Source organism: Corynebacterium stercoris (genome assembly GCF_024160105.1).
GTDB classification, from domain to species: domain Bacteria; phylum Actinomycetota; class Actinomycetes; order Mycobacteriales; family Mycobacteriaceae; genus Corynebacterium; species Corynebacterium stercoris.
Genome location: NZ_JAMFTQ010000003.1, coordinates 194,124 through 212,959, shown reverse-complemented (window position 1 = coordinate 212,959; position 18,836 = coordinate 194,124). Strand labels below are relative to the sequence as shown.

At 67.1% G+C, this 18,836-nt stretch carries 19 protein-coding genes; 6 read left to right on the top strand and 13 right to left on the bottom strand.

The features are described from left to right. Positions 1-84: 84 nt before the first annotated feature. From M5J20_RS04455 to M5J20_RS04445, 3 genes are all read right to left on the bottom strand, one after another. Positions 85-993, bottom strand: a complete 909-nt coding sequence (locus M5J20_RS04455) for an ADP-ribosylglycohydrolase family protein (RefSeq protein WP_253576800.1) — start codon at positions 991-993, stop codon at positions 85-87. Positions 994-1,079: 86 nt separating this feature from the next. Continuing rightward, positions 1,080-2,174, bottom strand: coding sequence for a sensor histidine kinase (locus M5J20_RS04450; protein WP_253576798.1), 1,095 nt, complete (start codon positions 2,172-2,174; stop codon positions 1,080-1,082). Beyond that, entirely contained in the window at positions 2,174-2,848 is a 675-nt protein-coding gene (locus M5J20_RS04445; RefSeq protein WP_256478075.1) for a response regulator transcription factor, read from the bottom strand. The genes M5J20_RS04450 and M5J20_RS04445 overlap by 1 nt, the downstream gene beginning before the upstream one ends. A gap of 77 nt (positions 2,849-2,925) precedes the next feature. On the opposite strand from M5J20_RS04445, the gene M5J20_RS04440 reads away from it, so the two are divergent. Continuing rightward, positions 2,926-3,912, top strand: coding sequence for an acyltransferase family protein (locus M5J20_RS04440; RefSeq protein WP_253576795.1), 987 nt, complete (start codon positions 2,926-2,928; stop codon positions 3,910-3,912). Then, complete coding sequence (locus tag M5J20_RS04435) at positions 3,809-4,669, top strand: trypsin-like serine protease (RefSeq protein WP_253576793.1); 861 nt, start codon at positions 3,809-3,811, stop codon at positions 4,667-4,669. Before M5J20_RS04440 ends, M5J20_RS04435 begins: the two co-directional genes overlap by 104 nt. 68 nt (positions 4,670-4,737) lie before the next feature. On the opposite strand, the gene M5J20_RS04430 is transcribed toward M5J20_RS04435, so the two are convergent. The 3 genes from M5J20_RS04430 to M5J20_RS04420 are packed head-to-tail and all read right to left on the bottom strand — an operon-like array spanning position 4,738 to position 7,811. Continuing rightward, positions 4,738-5,490 carry an ABC transporter ATP-binding protein gene (locus M5J20_RS04430; protein WP_437177617.1) on the bottom strand — a complete coding sequence of 251 codons (753 nt, stop codon included), beginning with the start codon at positions 5,488-5,490 and terminating at the stop codon, positions 4,738-4,740. Between the two features lie 2 nt (positions 5,491-5,492). Further along, positions 5,493-6,575: a FecCD family ABC transporter permease gene (locus M5J20_RS04425; protein ID WP_253576790.1), complete on the bottom strand. Its 1,083-nt coding sequence runs from the start codon at positions 6,573-6,575 to the stop codon at positions 5,493-5,495. 3 nt (positions 6,576-6,578) lie between these two features. After that, a complete protein-coding gene (locus tag M5J20_RS04420) occupies positions 6,579-7,811 on the bottom strand; it encodes an ABC transporter substrate-binding protein (protein ID WP_256478074.1) in 1,233 nt (410 codons plus the stop codon). A gap of 283 nt (positions 7,812-8,094) precedes the next feature. Here M5J20_RS04420 and M5J20_RS11475 point away from each other — a divergent pair, with 283 nt between their 5' ends. Beyond that, entirely contained in the window at positions 8,095-8,304 is a 210-nt protein-coding gene (locus tag M5J20_RS11475; RefSeq protein WP_253576951.1) for a DUF3072 domain-containing protein, read from the top strand. Between the two features lie 6 nt (positions 8,305-8,310). Here M5J20_RS11475 and M5J20_RS04410 read toward each other — a convergent pair whose 3' ends face one another. From M5J20_RS04410 to ku, 3 genes are read right to left on the bottom strand one after another with little or no spacing between them, the layout of a single operon-like run. Further along, positions 8,311-8,595: a hypothetical protein gene (locus M5J20_RS04410; protein WP_253576785.1), complete on the bottom strand. Its 285-nt coding sequence runs from the start codon at positions 8,593-8,595 to the stop codon at positions 8,311-8,313. Further along, complete coding sequence (locus tag M5J20_RS04405; protein WP_253576782.1) at positions 8,585-9,619, bottom strand: hypothetical protein; 1,035 nt, start codon at positions 9,617-9,619, stop codon at positions 8,585-8,587. The genes M5J20_RS04410 and M5J20_RS04405 overlap by 11 nt, the downstream gene beginning before the upstream one ends. Positions 9,620-9,663: 44 nt before the next feature. Further along, positions 9,664-10,473, bottom strand: a complete 810-nt coding sequence (ku, locus tag M5J20_RS04400; RefSeq protein WP_253576779.1) for a non-homologous end joining protein Ku — start codon at positions 10,471-10,473, stop codon at positions 9,664-9,666. Positions 10,474-10,510: 37 nt separating this feature from the next. Between ku and M5J20_RS04395 the strand changes: the two genes are divergently transcribed. Beyond that, complete coding sequence (locus M5J20_RS04395; protein WP_253576776.1) at positions 10,511-12,850, top strand: ATP-dependent DNA ligase; 2,340 nt, start codon at positions 10,511-10,513, stop codon at positions 12,848-12,850. Here the strand turns inward: M5J20_RS04395 and M5J20_RS04390 are convergent, their stop codons facing one another. Further along, the gene (locus M5J20_RS04390; RefSeq protein ID WP_253576773.1) at positions 12,851-13,054 is read right to left on the bottom strand and encodes a hypothetical protein; all 204 of its coding nucleotides are present in this window, start codon (positions 13,052-13,054) and stop codon (positions 12,851-12,853) included. Between the two features lie 73 nt (positions 13,055-13,127). Here M5J20_RS04390 and M5J20_RS04385 point away from each other — a divergent pair, with 73 nt between their 5' ends. Then, on the top strand, positions 13,128-14,510 hold the full coding sequence (locus tag M5J20_RS04385; RefSeq protein WP_253576770.1) for an MFS transporter: 1,383 nt from the start codon (positions 13,128-13,130) through the stop codon (positions 14,508-14,510). Further along, positions 14,510-15,007: a 2'-5' RNA ligase gene (locus M5J20_RS04380; protein ID WP_253576767.1), complete on the top strand. Its 498-nt coding sequence runs from the start codon at positions 14,510-14,512 to the stop codon at positions 15,005-15,007. Before M5J20_RS04385 ends, M5J20_RS04380 begins: the two co-directional genes overlap by 1 nt. Here the strand turns inward: M5J20_RS04380 and M5J20_RS04375 are convergent. The 3 genes from M5J20_RS04375 to M5J20_RS04365 are packed head-to-tail and all read right to left on the bottom strand — an operon-like array spanning position 15,004 to position 18,833. Continuing rightward, positions 15,004-15,786, bottom strand: a complete 783-nt coding sequence (locus M5J20_RS04375) for a spermidine synthase (protein ID WP_253576764.1) — start codon at positions 15,784-15,786, stop codon at positions 15,004-15,006. The genes M5J20_RS04380 and M5J20_RS04375 overlap by 4 nt on opposite strands. Beyond that, entirely contained in the window at positions 15,774-17,216 is a 1,443-nt protein-coding gene (locus tag M5J20_RS04370; RefSeq protein ID WP_253576761.1) for a DHA2 family efflux MFS transporter permease subunit, read from the bottom strand. The genes M5J20_RS04375 and M5J20_RS04370 overlap by 13 nt, the downstream gene beginning before the upstream one ends. 9 nt (positions 17,217-17,225) lie before the next feature. Then, positions 17,226-18,833, bottom strand: a complete 1,608-nt coding sequence (locus M5J20_RS04365) for a DUF4185 domain-containing protein (RefSeq protein ID WP_253576758.1) — start codon at positions 18,831-18,833, stop codon at positions 17,226-17,228. Positions 18,834-18,836 lie beyond the last annotated feature (3 nt).

Sequence of the window (18,836 nt, the reverse complement as noted above, 5' to 3'; positions counted from 1 at the left end):
CAACCGGGGCGGTTGCGGTGTTATGTGCAGAGCATAGATTATTGCCCGGCGCATAATATGAACTAGCCCGTGGTTTGCGTCACGTTAGGTGCCGGCAAGCGCCGCGAGGCCGTCCGCGACATCGCGTAGGTCGTGCGGCGAGTACTCCGCGGGCCGGTTCGCCATATCCGGGTGATACGCGTCGACGACATCGCGCCAGCGCTGGGGAATAGCGTCTTCGCCCAGTGCACCGCCGAGGAACGCGCCGACGATGGCCGCGTTCGTATCGGTATCGCCGCCCATGCCAACAACCGCGACGAGCGCCTCCTCGAACGAGGTGTCCTGCGCGGCGTAATAGCAGGTCAAGTGGAAGGCGTGGCGCACGAAGCCTATGCGGTACTCCACGTCCTCCGGCGGTGCCTCGAAGTACGCCGCGACATCGTCGCGCAGTGCACCCGCGTGGGCGCGCAGTGCCTCGACCGGGTCCGCGCCGGCGATGACCTCTGCCAGTGCTGCGGTATAGGTCGCGTTCACATCGCCGACGTACTGGTTCGGGTGGGTCAGCGCGGCATCGCGGCGCGCGAAGTGGGCGGCGCGCTCCGGTTCGCCGGCGTACGCCACTGCCAGCGGGCTGACTCGCATGAGCGCGCCGTTGGCCATGCTGTCCGGGTTCGGAATGTACGGCGGCAAGAGGGCCGCGCCGCAGGTGTTGCCGATGTCGAAAGGTCCGGACTCCGCCCAGCGGCGGTAGCTCTCGCGGACGTCATCCTCGTCGAAGCCGCCCTGGCGCAGCACGCTGCGGGCGAGGGCGAGGGCGAGTTCGGTGTCGTCCGTCGGCTGGCCCGGGGCCACGGCGTGAGGGCCGCCGCCAGTGAGCTCGCGGACGCCGTTGGGATAAAGCTCGCGGATGCGGCTGGCGCTGGAAAACTCGACCAACGCGCCGAGGTTATCGCCGATGAGTTGGCCGCAGAGCACGCCGCGGGCGCGGGACGCGGGGGAAATCGTGGTGGTCATGGTGCCTCCTTGGAATTCATGCAGTATTACCCGACAAGTGTATCGGCGCGGTCCTGCATGCGGCCCGCCGTAATCGAATGCGCGTACTAAAGGCGAAGTGTTGCGGTCAACCCTCCCTCCGGACGTGCCTGCAGCTCAAGTTCCCCGCCGTGAGCCGCGGCGATCGCCCGCACCAGCGCCACGCCGAGGCCGTGTCCGCCCGTGCGGCGACCCCGCTGGCGGGCGCGGGCGAACGGCTCTGCAAGCGCCGCCACCTCCGCGGGGTCCAAGACCTCGCCCCCGTTGACCACCGTGATTGCCGCGCCGCTGTTATCCGCAGGACGCAAACTCAGCGCTGCAGTGCCCGCCTCGCCGTGCTGCACCGCATTGCGGGCGAGGTTATCTACCGCGTGCCGGAGCAGGTCCCGGTCCCCGGTCACGGTCACGTGCTCCGCGACGTCGTAAGTAATGCCGTGCTCCTGCGAAATTGCGGTGCACAGCGCCGACATGTCCACCGGTGCTGCTGCGATCGCGGCGCCGCCTTCGAGCTCGGCGAGGCTGAGCAGAGCGGCGGTGGTGCGCGCGTTGCGGGCATTCACCTCGCGGATGCGGGTGAGTCCGGCGCGCAGGTCCTCGGTGCTCGCGTCGGGGTCGGCGAGGGCGACGTCGGCGACCGTCTGGATGGTGGTGATAGGGGTGTTCAGCTCGTGCGAGGCGTTGGCGGCGAAGCGTCGCTGGGCGGCGATGGAGGCTGCAAGGGAATCCAGCATGGTGTTGAGGGCATCTGCGAGCTCGGCGGCCTCGTCGTCGGCGCCGTTGTGCTCGATGCGCCTGGTCAGGTTGCCTTGGGTGATGTCGCCGGCGGCGTCGGCAATGGTGCGCAACGGGCGGATCACCAGCCCCGCCGCCCACCAACCGATGAGACCGCTCAATGCGGTGAGCACGGCGAGACCGCCGAGGGAGGTCGCGAGCACCACGCGGAGGATCTCCTGGGTGATGGGCACGGCCGCGTCAATGACGGCGGTGCCGGGTGCGCCGCTGGGATCGGCACCCTCGGTCGCCTCCGCGCCGAGGACCGCCTGGAACGGCACCGGGGTGAGCCGCAGGTAGGCGTACACGATCCCGATCAGGGCGAGGCCGACGCCGAGCACCGTGAGCACGAACATCACGGTGATGCGGGCGCGCAGGGAGAGTGAGCGCATCAGCGTCCCTCGTCCGCCACGTAGTAGCCGGCGCCGGTGACGGTGTGCACGATCCACGGGTCGCCCAGCTTGCGGCGCAGGTGAGAGACTGTCACGCGCGGCGAGTTGGTGAATGGGTCCGCGTTGGCGTCCCACGCCTCCTCAAGCAGTTCCTCGGCGGAAATCACTCCGCCGTCGGCAGCCATGAGGACCTCGAGCACCGAGAATTCTTTGGGGGAGAGCGCAACCGGCTCGCCGCCGCGGGTGACCTGCTTACGGAAGGTGTCCAGGCGCACGTCGCCGCAGCGGTAGACCTCGCCGCGCTGCGGGGCGTTGCGCCGTGCAAGCGCTTCGACGCGGGCGATCAGCTCCGGCAGTTCGAAGGGCTTGGGCAGATAATCGTCGGCGCCTAGCGAGAAACCTTCCAACCTGGCATCGAGCGTGCCCGACGCCGTCAGCATGATCACGCGCGTTGCGGGGTGCGTATCGACGATCTCCTGGCACACCGCGTCGCCGTGCACCACCGGAAGGTCGCGGTCCAGCACGACAACGTCCGGGGCGAGTTCGCTCACTTTGTCCAGGGCTTCCCGGCCGTCGAAAGCCAGGGAGACGTCCATGCCGGCGCGGGTGAGCGCCGTGCCAATGGCCTCGGCCAAGTAGTCCTCATCATCCACCACGAGCACACGGATTGTCATGGGAAAAGATGGTATCGGCGGCGGTGTTGCAGCGCCGTTAACGCCGTTGCAACATCGCCGGTTTTACGCTCGCTTCCATGCAGACGCGAAACGCACGCCGCATCACCGGCATTGACGTGGCCAGGGCGGTGGCACTGGTGGGCATGTTCTTCTCCCACCTCACCTTCCCCAACGGCATCGCCGTCGAAGTACTCTACGGCTTCCCCTCGGCACTCTTCGCTTTCGTGGCGGGCGTGTCCATGTCGCTCATGGCGTCGAAGGGGGCCACACCGGCGCACTTCATCGTGCGCGGCGTGCTGCTTATCGCGCTGCACCCGCTGCTCGCGCTGGCGCCGACCAGCATCTACATCGTGCTCGGCACACTCGGTCTCTGCATGGTGGCGCTGGCCTGGGCCCCGAAGTGGGACTCACGGTGGCTGCTGGCGCTCATGGCGCCGCTGGCGATCCTGTCGGCGGCCCAGGTGATTCCGGCGATGTACTCGCCCGCTATGTGGGCCGTACTCATGTTGGCCGGCATGCTGTTCCACCGCCACGTGATGGGCAACCGTGCCCGGCTTGCGGCGAGTGCCGCGGTCGGCCTAGTTGCGATGGCGGCCGACATCGCTACCCGCTGGTACGTGCCGCTGCACTGGTTCTTTGACGCGGATGGGCACACGGGCGGTCTTTTCGACGTGGTGGGTTCAACCCTGGCGTCGATAGGCATCAGTGCCCTGTGCTGCCTCATCGCGCAGCCCTGGCAACGCGTGCTGCCGCGGATGGGCGCGATGCCGCTGACGCTGTACTGCCTGCATGTGGTCACCGAACCATTCATCGGCATCTGGCCGACACTCGTCGGCGCCGCGCTGCTGGCCATGGCATGGCTGCAGTTCTTCCCCCGCGGCCCGCTTGAAGAGGCCATGCGGCGCACCGTTGCAATCTGCGCGCGCGAGATCAACAACAGACTTTCTAAGGAGACGAAGCATGAACACGAAGCGATTGACGGGCCTGACGCTGGCCGGAATGCTGCTGGCTGGGACGGCGGCGCCGGCGGCGTTCGCGATGGAGAGCGACACCTTCGCGGGTGACGCCCAAGAGGCGACCCCGGTGGTGTCCGTCCGCGTCGAGGACAAGGACCCCGCCGACGGCGTGTGTACCGGCACCGCGATCGGGGAGCACTGGGTAATCACCGCCCGGCACTGCGTCGAAGCCGCGAAGAAGCTGGGCGGCTCCGTGCGCACCGGGCAGGGCGATGAACAGAAGGTCTACGAAGTGGACCGCTGGGAGATCGCTCCCCGCGGCGACATCGCGCTGGCGCACACCGCGCAGCCGATGCAGCTCGACCACTTCGCCGACATCGCAGACGCTGTCCCGTCCGGCGACGTGACCCTCTACGGCTGGTCGAGCGACGGCGTGGGAGGATCCACCAAGCTCCCGTCTGCTGCGGGCAAGGTCGAGGGCGAATCTCCGCTCGCGCTCTTCGAGGCACCGACCGCGCTCCAGGTGAACCTGCAGAACGGCGCGCGCATCCAACCGGGCGACTCCGGCGGGCCGATCTTCAAGGACGGCAAGGTCGCCGCCATCATGTCTGCGGGCCTCTTCGAGGACCCGGACAATCCGAAGGAAGAGGAGCTGACCAGCAACGGCGCTGTCGCCGTCGCGCCGGTAGCGGACCAGGTGGCGTGGATCCGCGAGACCATTTCGCAGCCGGAGGCCGACCAGGCCGCGATGCAGGGGGAAGCCTCGGGCCTGTGGTGGAAGATCGCCGCCGGCGCGGGTGCCCTCGTGGTGTTCGCTGCGCTGGCAATGGCTTCAGCTCGCAACCGGAAGGCGCCGCTCGACTAAGCGCGGTGTAATAACGGGCGTGACACTGTTTTCCGGCATTGATCCGCCCCGTCGTCATGCCCGCGTTTCTATACCGGGCAGATGACCGGCACGCCGGCGTCGTCGAGGATGCGGGCACTAATGCCGTACACCTCGTTGAGGAGTTCGGGGTTGAGCACCGCCGCAGGGGTATCCAGCGCTACGACGCGGCCCGCTTTGACCACGAGCAGCTCGTCGCAGAAGCGTGCGGCGAGGTTGAGGTCATGGATTGCAACCAGGGCAAGCCTGTTGGTCCCCGCCACTTCGTTGCGGATGATGTCGAGCAGGTGCACCTGGTGGCGCAGGTCGAGGGCGGACGTGGGTTCGTCGAGAAGCAAAACGCTCGGGGAGCGCACGAGCATCTGCGCGACGCCGACCAACTGGCGCTGGCCGCCGGACATGTCGGAGACCATGCGGTCGGCGAGGTGCGTGATGTTGAGCCGCTCCATGATGTCCGCCGTTGCCGCGACTGGATCAAAATCGGCCGCGCCGCGGCGCTTGGCGGACACCATGATGGACTCGAACGCGGTGAGTGACGCGGTGGTCAGCATGTCCTGGGGCACGTAGCCGATGGCGGTGGTGCGAGACTTGCCGGTGACTTCGCGCCCGTCGACGACGATGGAGCAGGTGCCGTCCGACGGCTTCTTAATCCCCGCGATGGTTTTCACCAGCGTGGACTTGCCGGCGGCGTTCGGGCCGATGAGCCCGACGACTTTGCCTTCTTCGAGCGGGCCGAAGGTCATGTCGTCGATAATCGTCGTGCGGCCGTAGCCGACGGTGAGGTGCTCAGCGAAAATTGCCACGGTTAGCTCCTCTTTCGAGCGCGGGTGAAGATCAGGAAGACGAAGAATGGCACGCCCACCAGAGACGTGATGATGCCGATCGGGATCGCCAGCCCCGGGATGATGGAGAGCGATACCGCGTAAGCCACGCTCAGCAGCATCGCGCCCGCGGCTGCCGCGCCGGGCAGGAAGAACTTCTGGTCCTCGCCCACCAGCATGCGGGCGACGTGGGGGCCGACAAGGCCGATGAAGCCGATGATGCCGGTGAAAGCGACCGCCGAGGCGGCTAGGAAGGATGCCACGAGCAGGGTAGTGAGGCGGAGGCGCTTGACGTCGATGCCGAGGGCGGCAGCGCGATCGTCGCCAAGCCGAAGTGCCGTGAGGCGCCAGGAGTTGGCCACGCAGAAGGGGATCGCTGCGGCGACGACCACGGCGAGGATGATGTTCGCGGTCCAGTTCGCGCGCTGCATCGAACCCATGGTCCAGAACACGATCTGCTGGAGGGCTTCGATGTTGGCGCTGTATTGCAGCAGCGAGAGCAGGGCCTGGAAGAAGAAGCTGAGCGCGATGCCGAGGAGGATCATCGATTCGGCGGTGGCGCCGCGCCACACGGACGCGGCTGCCACAATAGCGACGGCGAGAAGTGCTGCGATCGCCGCGGTAAGGGCCAGGTTGAACTGCGGGTTCGGGATGAGCGTCCAGCCCATCACGATGGCGATCGCCGCACCGAACGCGGCCGCCGCCGAGATGCCGAGGGTGAAGGGCTCGGCAAGGGGGTTATCCAAGATGGTCTGCATCTGCCCGCCAGCGAGGCCGAGCGCGGCGCCGCACAGCAGTGCCATCACTGCGGCGGGCAGGCGGAGGGTGCGGATGACCACGCGGGTCTGATCGTCCACCAGCTCGGGGCGGAAAACGGCGTTGTAGACGTCGGCAAGTGCGATGTCGATGGGGCCGACGACGACGGCGACGAGGAAGCTCGCGAAAGCCGCGATGACCAGCCCCACGATGGCGAACGCTTTGTTGCGCCCGCGCTTGTGGTAGCCCGCAATCGCGGCCTGGCGAGCATCCACGGTTACTGCGGGTTCCGCGGATACTCGAGTTGTCATGGGTTAGCTCTCGTCCGGGTTGGCAGGATCGTAGAAGAACACGCCGCTGTATTCGAACGGCATCCACTCCTTGTGGAACTCGATGAAGTCCTTGGTGGGGTGGTAGTCGGAGAACTCCTCCGGGTGAATCCACTTGGCGAAGGCTTCAAGCGCGAAGACGTTGAACGGGTTGTCGTAGAACTGGTGGTACACGGCGAAGTAGTTGCCGGTCTGTGGCGCTTCGAGCAGCTCGAAGCCGGGCAGTTGCAGCGGGCCGCTGGAGGTTTCCTTCGCCAGCTCGGCGTCAGACTGGTAGCCCATCTCGACGTGGCGGAAGAGGTCGGTCTTGTTCGGGTCGCGCGCCCACTCGCCGCCGGTGACAATGATCTTCTCCGGGTCGAGCTCAATCAGCTTCTCAGGGGTGATGGTCTTGGTTTCCGGGCCGAGGACTTCGGGGCCGAGGTTGTGGCCGCCGGCCGCGGTGACCAGGGTGCCCAGGTGCACGTTGCCTGCGATGGCGCAGCACTCGTTGTAGCCGGCCGCGGTCCACAGCAGCACGTCCGGCTTCTCCGCAATCTTGGCTGCGCGCTCGGAGATTTCCTTGACCTTCGCGTCGTAAAACTCGTTGTACTTTGCGGCGCGCTCGCTCTGACCGAGCAGGTCACCCAAGAGCTGCATGGACACGGTGGTGTTTTCCAGCGGCTTCTGGCGGAAGTCGATGTAGGCGTAGGTGATGCCGGCGGCGTCCATGTCCGCGATCATGCCGGCCTCTTCGGCGGCCTTCTTCTGGTCCAGGGTCATGATCACCACGTCCGGGTCCTGCGCGAGCAGGTTCTCAACGGTGACGTCGCCCTTCTGGATCATGCCGATCGCCGGTAGGTCCTTTGCTTCCGGCTGCAGTTCGAGGAGCTTTTCGCGGAACGCGCCCGCGTTCTTCACCAGGTCCTGGCCGTACGCAACGATGTTGTCCAGCGGATTCTCCTGCAGCAGGGCAGTGGCATAGGCTGCGCGGCCCTCAGCCAGCACGATGCGGTCCGGCATCTCCTCGAACTCGATGGTGCGGCCCGCTGCATCCTTCACCGTCAGCGCCGCGTCCGCAGTGCGTGCCGACGTCTGCTTCTCCGCCGCTGCTGCCGAGGTGGCAACCTCAGAGGATGTGGTGCTGGCGGTGGTGCTGCCGGAGTCGGAGCAGGCGGCCAGGCCGAGCGTGGTGGCGAGTGCAACCACGGTTGCACCGATCTTTCGCGAAAGCTTCAACACTTCCCCTTTAATCAAGTAAGCCTAAGCTAAAGTACAGGAACGTTGGGAACATTAAGGTAAGGCTTGGCTAATGTCAACAGTTTCGGTTGCGCATTGCGGGTACGATGGCGCCATGATTAACGAATTCCCAGAACAGCCCGCAGTGGACGGCCAGCAGGCGGCCGCCGGCCAGCCCGTGACCGAAGCCAGCCAGAAGCAGGCGGAAGCCGAGTACGCCGGCGGTCAGCAGAACGATCCGCTTGAGGCACCGGTGGGCCAGGACCCCGCCGGGCAGGGCGAGATGATCGGCGCAACCGGGGATGCGCAGGAGGACAACACCCTGGAGAAGGACCCCTCCGAGTGGGTCTCGGGCGATGACCCGATGACGGAGGCGCAGAAGTCCTACCTGGATACGTTGGCGAAGCAGGCCGGCGAACAGCTCCCGGGGAACCTCACCAAGGCAGAGGCCTCGCAGCACATCGACCGGTTGAAGGGCATCACCGGCAACTAGCTAGCGTTAGAGCGCGCCGTGGTCGAAGACGAGGTCATCGAACGCGGCGGACTGAAACGGCATCTCCACCTCGACGATCTGCAGGAGCGTGAGCGCGTAGTGGCGCTGACAATAGGTCGTCGAGTCGCCGGCGTGCGCCCGCCCGTGCTCGGGGCATGGTGTGGAGATGAAGTGGGTGGGCAGCTCGCCGCAGGGGGATGCGTCCCACCCGCAGCCTTTGTGCGACCAGCCTTCGTCCTCCTCGATCGGAGGCAGCACATCAACGTTTTCGATTTTGGTCCTAGTCAGCACGGTTGCCTCCGATGGCGTTCAGCGCCGCGTCGACGGCGGCTGCGATTTCTGCGTCGGTGTGGGGAACGGCGTCGTTCGCCAAATGCCCCCAGCGACGCTGGTAGCGGTCCTGTAAACGTTGGCGGCGGGCGTAGGTGCGGCCAAACAGGATCTCCACTCGGACATGGGAATTGTCGCCGTCGATGGTGAAGTTCAGCACCGTCTCGGCGGGGGAGACGAGGAACAGCACGTCGAGCCTGGGGAAGGTCAGCGCCCACCACTCGGCGTTTTCGCTGGGCATCCCGATTTCGACGTAGCCGGGCAGTTGGGAGAGGCGGTACGCCACCGCAGCCTCGACGTCATCCGCTGCGGCGTTCTCGCCGAAGTCGGAGAAACTGGCCTCCATGAACGAGCGCCATCCCTGATCCTCGAGAATTTCGTACCAGCCAGCCGGGTAGTAATCGGTGCTGTACGGCATGGGGTAGAAGCCGTCCTCCTCGCAGGTCGCAATGCGCAGCGTGAAGTCGCCGTGTTCGAAATCCGCATCATCAATCGGCCACGAGCGCACCGGCCGCACCGTGGCGCGCAGCGGCGTGGGGGCCAAGATGGCGTTGACATAGGCCTCGCACGGCGCGGGATTGTCGAATGCCGAAAGCCGCACCGGGTGCTCCGAAAACGCCACGACGTTTTGCCCAGCACGTTCCATCGCCGTCGCAATGTCGTCGCCGGTCCACCGTGGATCCACAGTCTCCTCCACACGTCCGCGGGCATCGAGGTACGCGATGGCATCGAACCATTCCAGGACGGTTTCGGGGCGCTCGGCGAGCGACGGCAGGTCGCTCACGACGTCGCCGTTGACGCGCACTTCGGTGACGGTGCCCGCATCGTCAATGCGCAGCGCATAATCCACCGGCGCGCCCTCGCGGGAGAGCGCCGTGGTGCGCCATGCGCCGTCGGCAAGCGTGAAAGCCCCGGGTGTGACGCGGGTGAGGTAGTTGGGGACGTAATCGGGCGTCTCGGCGAGCGCGCGCTCGAATGGGTTCATGCGCCGATTATCACCCGCCGGTGAGCTCGAACGCGCGCTAGGCCTTAGGCGCTGCTCTTGCGCTTATCCAGCGAAGCCTTGAGCGCCTCCATGAGGTCGACGACGTCGGCATCGCTGTCGTCGTCACGCTGCTGCTCGCCGAAGGTGGCCTCGGTGTCGATCGTGTCGCCCTGCTCGAACTTCGCGTCGATCAGTTTGCGCAGCTCAATCTGGTAATCGTCCTCGAATTCCTCCGGAGTGAAGTCGGAGGAGTAGGACTCGACGAGCTGGGACGAGAGGTTGAGCTCCTTGTCCGAGATTTTCGCGCGGGACTTGACACCCTTGAACTGGCCGTCGAAATCGAGTTCGCGCAGCTCGTCGGCCCACATCATGCCCTGCAGGACGATGACTTTGCCCACGACGCGCAGCACGCCGAGGCGGGTCTTCTGGCGCAGCGCGAAACGCACGACGGCGATGAGGTCGGTGTCCTGCAGCGTCTGGCGCAGCAGCAGGTAGGACTTCGGGGTCTTGCCCTCGGGCGCGAGGTAGTAGGACTTCTCCAGCATGATCGGGTCGATCTGCTCCGCGGGCACGAACTGGACCACTTCGATCTCGTCGTTGTCGGCTTCGGGGAGGCTGGCAAAGTCTTCGTCGGTAAGCACGACGGTGTCCCCGTCCTCCTCGAAGGCCTTGTCGATGTGCTTGTATTCGACTTTCTCCCCGCACACCTCGCAGCGGCGCTCGTAGCGGATGCGGCCGCCGTCCTTGTCGTGGACCTGGTGGAAGCTGATGTCGTGGTCCTCGGTGGCCCCGAATGCCTTCACGGGGACGTTGACGAGGCCGAAGGTGATGGAGCCAGACCAGATCGCGCGCATAGAACGCCAGTGTACGGGGAAATCTACAATGGCCCGCATGTCTACCACCAAGGTCAGCGTCGGCGGCCGCACGCTCTCGGTGAGCAACTTGGACAAGGTGCTCTATCCGGAAACTGGCACCACCAAGGCTGACGTCATGCGCTACTACCTCGAGGTGGCGGACGTGCTCATCCCGCAGGTGCGCGACCGGCCGGTGACGCGCAAGCGCTGGCCCGAAGGCGTCGACGGCCAGAGTTTCTTCCGCAAGGACCTGGAAACTTCCGCGCCGAGCTGGATCCGCACCGGCGAGATTGAGCACAAGACCAGCACGAACGCGTACCCGCTTATCGACGGTCCCGAGACCCTGGCCTGGCTGGCGCAGGTCGCCGCATTGGAGCTGCACACCCCGCAGTGGCGCTTCGATTCGCAAGGCACGGCGCAGAACCCGGACCGGCTGGTGCTGGACCTCGACCCCGGCGAGGGCGTGACCATGGCCGAGATCGCCGAGGTGGCGCGCTGGTGCAGGGAGATTCTCGACGACATGGGCCTGACCTGCGTGCCCGTGACTTCCGGCTCGAAGGGCATCCACCTCTACGCGGGTCTCGACGGCAGCGCCGAGGCCGCGGCAGTGAGCCAGGTGGCGAAGACGCTGGCCCAGGCGCTGGAGGAGGAGCACCCCGACCGCGTTACCGCCGTGATGCGCAAGACCGAGCGCGCCGGGAAGGTGTTTCTGGACTGGAGCCAGAACAACGGCAAAAAGACGACAGTGAGCCCGTACTCGCTGCGCGGCAGGACGCGCCCGATGGTCGCCGCGCCGCGCACCTGGGATGAGCTGGAGGACCCAGATCTACGCCACCTCGACTTCGAGGAGGTGATCGCGCGTGTTGCGGAGGGCATCGACCCAATCGCGTCGCTCGGGTCCGGCGAGGGTGATGCCGGGGAGGCGGCACCCACCGACCGGCTGACCACCTACCGCTCCATGCGCGACGCCACTAAAACCGGCGAGCCGGTACCCGAGGCGGCGCCGACCCCGCGTGAGGGCGAGCCGATCTTCGTCATCGGCGAGCACGACGCCACCCGCCTGCACTGGGATTTCCGCCTCGAGCACGAGGGCGTGCTCGTGTCCTGGGCGGTGCCGAAAGGCCCGCCGCTGGACCCCGACCTCAACCGCCTGGCCGTGCAGACGGAGGACCACCCGTACGAGTACGCCTGGTTCGAGGGCACGATCCCGAAGGGCCAGTACGGCGCGGGCACGGTGAAGATCTGGGACATCGGCACGTGCGAGATCGAGAAATGGCGCGACGACGAGGTCATCGCCGTGCTCTACGGGCGCGCCGACGGCGGGCTCGGCGGCATCCCGCGCCGCTACGCACTCATCCGCACCGAGGGCGACAACTGGCTGCTGAAATTCATGAAGCGCCAGCCCCCGGCCGAGCCCCACAACCGCTCGGCACCGGCGGCGCCCGAGGTGGGGAAGGAATCGAACGTCGGAAAGCTTGAGCCCCCGGCCCCGATGCTGGCGACGACCGCGACGGAAGCGGACATCCGCCTGGGCCTCAAGGACGGCGCGACGTACGCGTTCGAGATGAAGTGGGACGGCTACCGCATCATCGCCGACACGCGCGGCGGCACCACGCGCCTGATCAGCCGCAACGGCAAAGATTACACCCGCCTCATGCCGCACATTGAGCTCCCGCTTGCCGACGCCACCTTCGACGGCGAGCTCGTCGCCATCGGCGCAGACGGGAAGCCGAACTTCTCGCTGCTGCACCACATCGACAAGGAGGGGGGCGCGGACGCTGAGCTGCGCTACATGGCCTTCGACCTGCTGCGGGTGGAGAATCGGGACCTCACCGGCGCGACTTACGACGAGCGGCGCGGGGAGCTCGAAGCACTCGACGCGACGGATAGCGTGACCATCCCGCCTGCGTACCGGGGCAGTTTCGCCGCCGCGTGGCGCGTGGCGGAGGAGATGGGCTTGGAGGGCGTCGTGGCGAAGGAGACCAGCTCGACGTACCGCCCGGGACGCAGCGGGGACTGGCTGAAGGTGAAGCGCGCGCTGCACCAGGCCGTGGTCGTTGTCGGTGTGCGCGAGGGGAAATCGCTGCTGGTGGCGGTGCCCGACGAGGAGGGCGAGCTGCGCTACGCCGGACGCGTGGGCACCGGGTTCACCTCCGGCCAGCTCGCGCAGATCGAGCGGGATCTGCGGCGCATTAAACGCAAAACGCCGCCGGTTGAGGTGCCGGCGGCGGATGCGGGCGACGCGTGGTGGGTCACCCCGAAGCGCGTCGCGGAGGTGGCGCTCGCCGGGGCGACCGGCGGGCGGAAGGTCCGGCAGGCGTCGTGGCGCGGCTGGCGCGACGACCTCGACCCGCAGGACGTGCGCTGGGAGGTCTAACTACTGCTCGATGGTGGGGTGCTCACCCTCGTCGTCGGCAGAGATATCGTAGGTGAGCTGGGCTTCTTCAACACCGTCCTCCGCCTCCTGGCCGTAGCCGAGCGCGGAGCCGGTGTCCTGGGCGAACTGGTCCTCATCGTGGTCGACGGGCTTGTTGGTGCTGCCGTCGGTGGTGTAGCCGGGCTTTGCCGGATCGTTCTGCATGGTGGGAACCTTTCGTTGAACGTTCTTTGAAAAAGCGGTGAACCCGATAGTAGCGCGGTGATACGTTGGGGCCATGTCTACCGCTACGAGTGCCGCGCCTAACTCGGATGCCGCCGCGGCCGGCAAGATGCCCGGCGCGCATAAGCGCGTCGCGGTCGGTGCCGCAATCTCCGAGATCGGCTTCGCCGTCACGCTCACTGGCTTGAGCTTCTTCACCCCGATGGTGCTGAGGGACTTCCCGGAGTTCACCACCTCGAGCTTTCTGATCTATTACACGATTTACGGCTTCGCCTCGGCGTTCACGATGCTGGCCGCTGCGCAGCTGATTGACAAGCTCAAGGCGCAGGGTTTGATGATCATCGGCGGCGCGGTCGCCACCGCCGGTCTGGCGCTGTTCGCGTTCTCCCAGTCGCTGTGGATGTTCTATCTGGCGGGCCTGATCATCGGTGTCGGCGTCGGTTTGTCGGTGCAGTATGTGCCGGTGGTGGTGGTCAACCGCTGGTTCATCGAAAAGCGCGGCACCGTGCTCGGCGCGGTCCTCGCAGGTTCGGGTGTCGGCGGTGTGATCCTGGGCTACCTCGTGCCGCCGCTGATGGGCTCCATCGGGTGGCGCTCTACCATGCTGGTGCTCGCGGCGATCATGGCGGTGGCGACGATCCTGCCGGGCCTGTTCATGATCCGGAACAACCCGGAGGATGAGGGCCTGCGCCCGTACGGTGCCCCGCCGACGGACAAGATGAAGACCACCGCGAAGGACGAGTGGGAGCCGGGCTTGCCGCAGGAGCAGGCGCTGAAGTCCCCGTGGTTCTGGGTGCTGCTCGCTTCGCTGGCCATCTTCGGCATCACCTACGGCATGACCCAGCACCTGGTGAATTACCTGAACTCCAGCCCGTGGGGCATGGACGTGAGTGCGCAGCTCCTGTCCACCATCGTGGTTTTGGCGACGGTGCTGCTGATCCCGTACAAGCCGCTGCTCGGCTGGGTCGTGGACAAGATCGGCCTGGAGAAGGCCCTGGTGCTGTGCTTCACCATTGCGTCCGTCGGCTTCGTCATCTTCGCGTTCGCGCGCACCCCGTGGGTGTTCATCGTCTCCATGTTCCTGGTCGCCGTCGGCCTCGCCACCGGCACTGTGACCCCGCCGCTGATCGGCGAGCGGGCTTTCGGCCAGCGCGACTTCTCCAAGCTGTGGGGCATCCTGGGCATGGCCTACCCGATCGGCCTGTCCGTCGGTGCGTCGCTCTGGGGCCTGATCCCGGACCTCACCGGCACCTACTTCTGGGGCTTCGTGGGCGTGCCGGTGGTCACCGCCATCTACGTCATTGGGTTCCTCATTGTCATCCGCAAGGCCCGCGGCCTCTGGGTGCCGCAGGCGGAGCAGCGTCTCGCGGCGAAGGTCGAGCAGGGCGAGGTCTCCCCGGCGGAGGCCGAGGCTATCGCCGAGGACGTCACCGAGTAGTGGCAGGCTCCCCGGAGAACATTCTGCTCCGCTTGCCGACGGAGCAGGAGCGCGCCATCCGGGACATCTATACCGCGCTCGCCGAGCGCGGCCTGCCGGAGCAAAAGCAGCGCCCGCACATCTCGGTGACCTTCGCGCCAACCATGGCCGCCAAGGTGGTGGGGGAGGCCGCGGTTATCCTGCCCCCGCTTATGCCCGCTGAGCTGCGCCGTGTCGGCACCGTGGTCTTCGGCACCAAATCGAAGCAGACCGTGGCGTGGCTGCTTGAGGCCCCCGAGGAGCTAGAGCGCGCTGCCAGGCGCTTGAGCGCCATGAACCCGGAAGGGCGCGGCGACCGCTGGATCCCGCACCTCACCATGGGCCTGCGCATCCAAAAGGCCATCGTGCCGGACTACCTCGCCGCGCTCGCCGAGGTCACCTCGCCGCACCTGAACGCCGTCACCGCAGAGCGGGCCGCGTTCTACCAGCCCGGCCTGGGCACAGAGCTGCGGCTCTAGTCTCGGTTCGGCCGGGTGCCGTCGAGGTAGTCGGCACCGTCGCGCCACGGCACGTCGCCCGCGAAACTGAGCGGCGCGTCCGAGGCTGCGACAACCAGGTTGCCGTACGCCCGCCCGTCAAGCATCTCGGCGGGGCCGGCAACGGCGGTGTGCGAAAAGAGCGTCGTCAAGCCGGCGAGCTCCGCGCGCGTGACGGGAAGCCCGGCGCGGTCGCCGACGTTGGCCACGAACAGCCCGCCCGGGGCGAGGGTGCGGCGCGCGGCGCGGTAGAACTCGACCGTCGTGATCGGGCGCGGGGTGTCGGGGCCGGCGAAAACGTCGCGGACCAGCACGTCGATGCTGCCCGGTGCGAGTGCGTGCGTGAAGGCGCGGGCCTCCGCGACGCGGATCTCAACTGGGGGATCGAATGCCCAGCGCACGAGCTCGGCGAGGCCGCGATCCACCTCGACGGCGATGTTCTCGCTGGCCCAGCGGTGCGCGACGTAGCTCGGCAGCGCGCACCCGGCAGCCCCGAGGTGCACGGCGCGAAACGGCGCAGACAGCTCGTGGCCAGCGATGAAGCCGGCGATCCAGCGCATGTAGTCGTATTCCAGCACCTCCGGCGCGCCGGGCACGACGTATGACGAGGGCACGCGGTTGACTTCGAGAACGTAGCCGCCGTCGCGTTCCGGGTCCGCGACGATTGCGGCCTCGCCGGTGTCGATCGGGTACGTGCCGACGATCGTCTTTTTCGGTGCGCGGGGCTTGCGGCCGGTGCGGGCCGGGGTTAGCTCTTCCACGATTCCGTTTTGTCGAAGCAGCAGGCCAACGCCGCTCCCGCGACGAGCACGCCGAAGGGCAGCCAGATGGTGGAGCTCATGGCCTGGGCGAAGGGTTCGTGGAGTACGGGCGGGAGCGGGCCGGCGAACCGCCCGCCGCCGGCCTGGGCCGCGCCGTCGCCGAGGTTGGCTCGCAACTGCGCCGACATCATGGCGGCCACCGCGGCAGAACCGATCACGGCGCCGATCTGGCGGGTGGTGTTATACACGCTGGACCCGGCGCCGGCGAGCTGCCGCTCCAAGTTGCGGGTGGCCACCATGGACAACGGCCCCCAGATCATCGCGTTGCCCACGCCGTAGAAGACGGAGGAGAGATACATCCACCGCGGATCGATGGCCGGGTCGGCGATGACCGCGCCCATCCCGATGGCGAACGATGCCGTGAGGAGTCCCGCGATAGCGAACGGTTTCGGGTCGAGCGTGTTGGTGAGTTTGCCGATCTGCGGGGAGAGGAAGAATGACACCACGCCGGAGGGCAATACGAGCAGGGCCGCGCGGGTGGGGGAGTATTCCTGCACGGTCTGGACGTAGATCATCCACGGGATGGCGAAGGTGGAGATGGCGAAACCAACCGTCGCGATCGTCACGCTGGCGAGGGCGAAATTGCGGTTGGCGAAAAGGCGCAGCGGCACCAGCGCGTCGTCGCCGCGGCGCGACTGCCAGCGGATGAAGACCGCCATCGCTGCTGCACCGGCGAGGAGCAGCGCCCAGAAGCGCCAATCCCACCCGAAGCGTTCTGCCTCCTGGATGCCGAAGACCAGACAGAACATGCCGATGGCGCTCAAGACGGTGCCTACCCAGTCGAAGCTGCGGTTCGTCTGTTCCAGGCGCGGCACGAACTTCCATGCCAGCGCGATGCCGAGGATGCCAACGGGCACGTTGACGAAGAAGATCCAGGGCCAGCCGCCGGCGTCGGTAAGCACGCCGCCCAAGAGCGGGCCGGTGACGGTGGCAAGTCCCGCGGTCGCGCCCCACACGCCCATCGCGCTGCCGCGCTGGGTGGGGGAGAAGGTACGGATCATCACCGACATGGATTGCGGGGTGACCATCGCGCCGCCCAGGCCCTGCAACGCGCGGGCTGCGATGAGCGCTGCGGCGGAGCTGGCCAGGCCGCAGAGGAGCGACGCCAGGGTGAACAGCGCGAGGCCGATGAGGTAGATTGTGCGCGGGCCGTAGCGGTCGCCCATGCGCCCGGTGATGAGTAGCGGCACGGCGTACGCCAGCAGGTAGGCGCTGTTGACCCAGATGACCTCGTTATACGTGGCGTCGAGGCCTTCGGAGATCGCGGGGATTGCCACCGAGACAATGGTGGAATCCACCAGGATCATGAAAAATCCGAGCATCATCGCCCACAAGGCGGGCCACGGCGAGGGCTGCTGCGCGGTAGTCATCGCGCCCAGCTAGAACGGCAGCACGGAGCGCACCTGCGGCGGCAGGAGCGGGCGGAGCGTCTGCCAGTTCACGGCGACAAGGCCTGCGACGAGACCGAGGACGCTGAGCACGGCGAGCGTCACCTCGGCGTCGCTGGAACCCTGCGGCTGCGACGGCTGCTCCGGATCGGGATCGGGCAGCGGCGCGGTGTGGTCGACGATCGGCAGCAGCGGGTTGTCCGTGCCGCTCGACGCCACGCCGAAGAAGCGGTCCAGGCCCTCGACGTTGAACTGGGTGGCCATGTAGCGGCTGTGGTTTTCGGTGTTCCACTGGGATACCACGATGCCCATGTTCGCAAGCGTGGACCCCGGCACGATGTAGCCGCCGTAGGGCTGGGACCAGTTCAGCGGCTCCTGGGGGTTGCGCCATGAGCCGTGCTTGGCGACGACAGCGACCGGCACACTGTCCCAGTTCTGCGCGAGCGTGTCCGAAATGCGGACCTCGACGGCCAGCGTGGCCTCGTTGAACATCACCAGCACCCACTTGCCGTCGATGCGGCGCAGGCACATCTCGCCGGCCTTCACACCCGCATCGAGGATCGGGCTGCCCTCCTGGCCCCACTCGCCGGTGCTCGGGTCGTAGAGCTCCCACTTTTGTCGGTCGCCCATGTCCGTCTCCAGGAAACGGGCCAGGTAGACGGGGTTGCTGCGGGTGAACGAGGAGGAGACGACGTAGATGTAGCCGTCGCCGCCTTCTTCCCAGGAGATGAGGTCGCCCATGCCGCTCATGTACTCCGTCGGCGTGACACCGAGGCTGCGCCAGGTCTGGCCGCTGTCGTAGGAGCGCCAGATCTCCGAGGATCGGACGTTACCCAACCCGTAGTTCCACATGCCCTGCATGTAGAGCGTCCCGCCGATGTTCAGGATGTCGGATGGGATGAGCGTGAGGTCCGGGTCGTTGTAGCGCTGGTACGCCACCATCTGCTCGACCTGCGAACCGCGGTTGAGCGGGCCCGTGATCTCAATCGCACCAGTTGAGTCCACCTTCGCGGCCACGCCGACGGGGCTCATCCACTCACCCGTGCCGATGCGGTCGCCGCGGAACGAGTCGCCGAAGATCATGGCGAAGCGGCCGTCACCGATGGGGGCCATCGCACCCAGGTCGCCGGAGCGGAAGCCCACGTGCGCGGCATACGGCCCCAGCACGTCGCCGCGGTTTTGAATGGTCAGGCCCTGCGACGTCACCACCGGCGCCGACGCGCGCTTCGCGGGCGGCTTTTTAGGGGTCCGGGTTCCCGCGCTCGAGCTACTGGAGCCGGAGGAGCTTTCCGATGAACTCCTGAAGGCCGCCGAGCCCGCGGAGCGCGGCGCTTCGGGTTCGTCAGCCTGCACCTCGGGCTCGCGCACCTCGACCTGGGGGGCCGGCTCGGGGGTGTTCACCGCCTGGACGGTAAGCCGCGTCTGTTTCGTCGCCGCCTGCACCGTCTCCTTGCCCGTCAGCGCCGCGCGCAGGCCGCTGATACCGGCCTGCTTCGTGTCGTGCTGGCTGAATGCCTCGGGGGCGGCGATGGAGCCGAGCACAAGGGTGCCGGCGGTCGCGGCGCAGACAAGCGCCGTGGGCTTGGAAAAGCGGGGCATGGG

Bases quoted from the DNA above. Each gene is read 5' to 3' on its own strand.
- M5J20_RS04365 (WP_253576758.1), bottom strand. From the start codon at position 18,833: ATGCCCCGCTTTTCCAAGCCCACGGCGCTTGTCTGCGCCGCGACCGCC.
- M5J20_RS04435 (WP_253576793.1), top strand. From the start codon at position 3,809: ATGAACACGAAGCGATTGACGGGCCTGACGCTGGCCGGAATGCTGCTG.
- M5J20_RS04390 (WP_253576773.1), bottom strand. From the start codon at position 13,054: ATGCAGAACGATCCGGCAAAGCCCGGCTACACCACCGACGGCAGCACC.
- M5J20_RS04385 (WP_253576770.1), top strand. From the start codon at position 13,128: ATGTCTACCGCTACGAGTGCCGCGCCTAACTCGGATGCCGCCGCGGCC.
- M5J20_RS04440 (WP_253576795.1), top strand. From the start codon at position 2,926: ATGCAGACGCGAAACGCACGCCGCATCACCGGCATTGACGTGGCCAGG.
- M5J20_RS11475 (WP_253576951.1), top strand. From the start codon at position 8,095: ATGATCGGCGCAACCGGGGATGCGCAGGAGGACAACACCCTGGAGAAG.
- M5J20_RS04370 (WP_253576761.1), bottom strand. From the start codon at position 17,216: ATGACTACCGCGCAGCAGCCCTCGCCGTGGCCCGCCTTGTGGGCGATG.
- M5J20_RS04405 (WP_253576782.1), bottom strand. From the start codon at position 9,619: ATGAACCCATTCGAGCGCGCGCTCGCCGAGACGCCCGATTACGTCCCC.
- ku (WP_253576779.1), bottom strand. From the start codon at position 10,473: ATGCGCGCGATCTGGTCTGGCTCCATCACCTTCGGCCTCGTCAACGTC.
- M5J20_RS04455 (WP_253576800.1), bottom strand. From the start codon at position 993: ATGACCACCACGATTTCCCCCGCGTCCCGCGCCCGCGGCGTGCTCTGC.
- M5J20_RS04450 (WP_253576798.1), bottom strand. From the start codon at position 2,174: ATGCGCTCACTCTCCCTGCGCGCCCGCATCACCGTGATGTTCGTGCTC.
- M5J20_RS04395 (WP_253576776.1), top strand. From the start codon at position 10,511: ATGTCTACCACCAAGGTCAGCGTCGGCGGCCGCACGCTCTCGGTGAGC.
- M5J20_RS04425 (WP_253576790.1), bottom strand. From the start codon at position 6,575: ATGACAACTCGAGTATCCGCGGAACCCGCAGTAACCGTGGATGCTCGC.
- M5J20_RS04445 (WP_256478075.1), bottom strand. From the start codon at position 2,848: ATGACAATCCGTGTGCTCGTGGTGGATGATGAGGACTACTTGGCCGAG.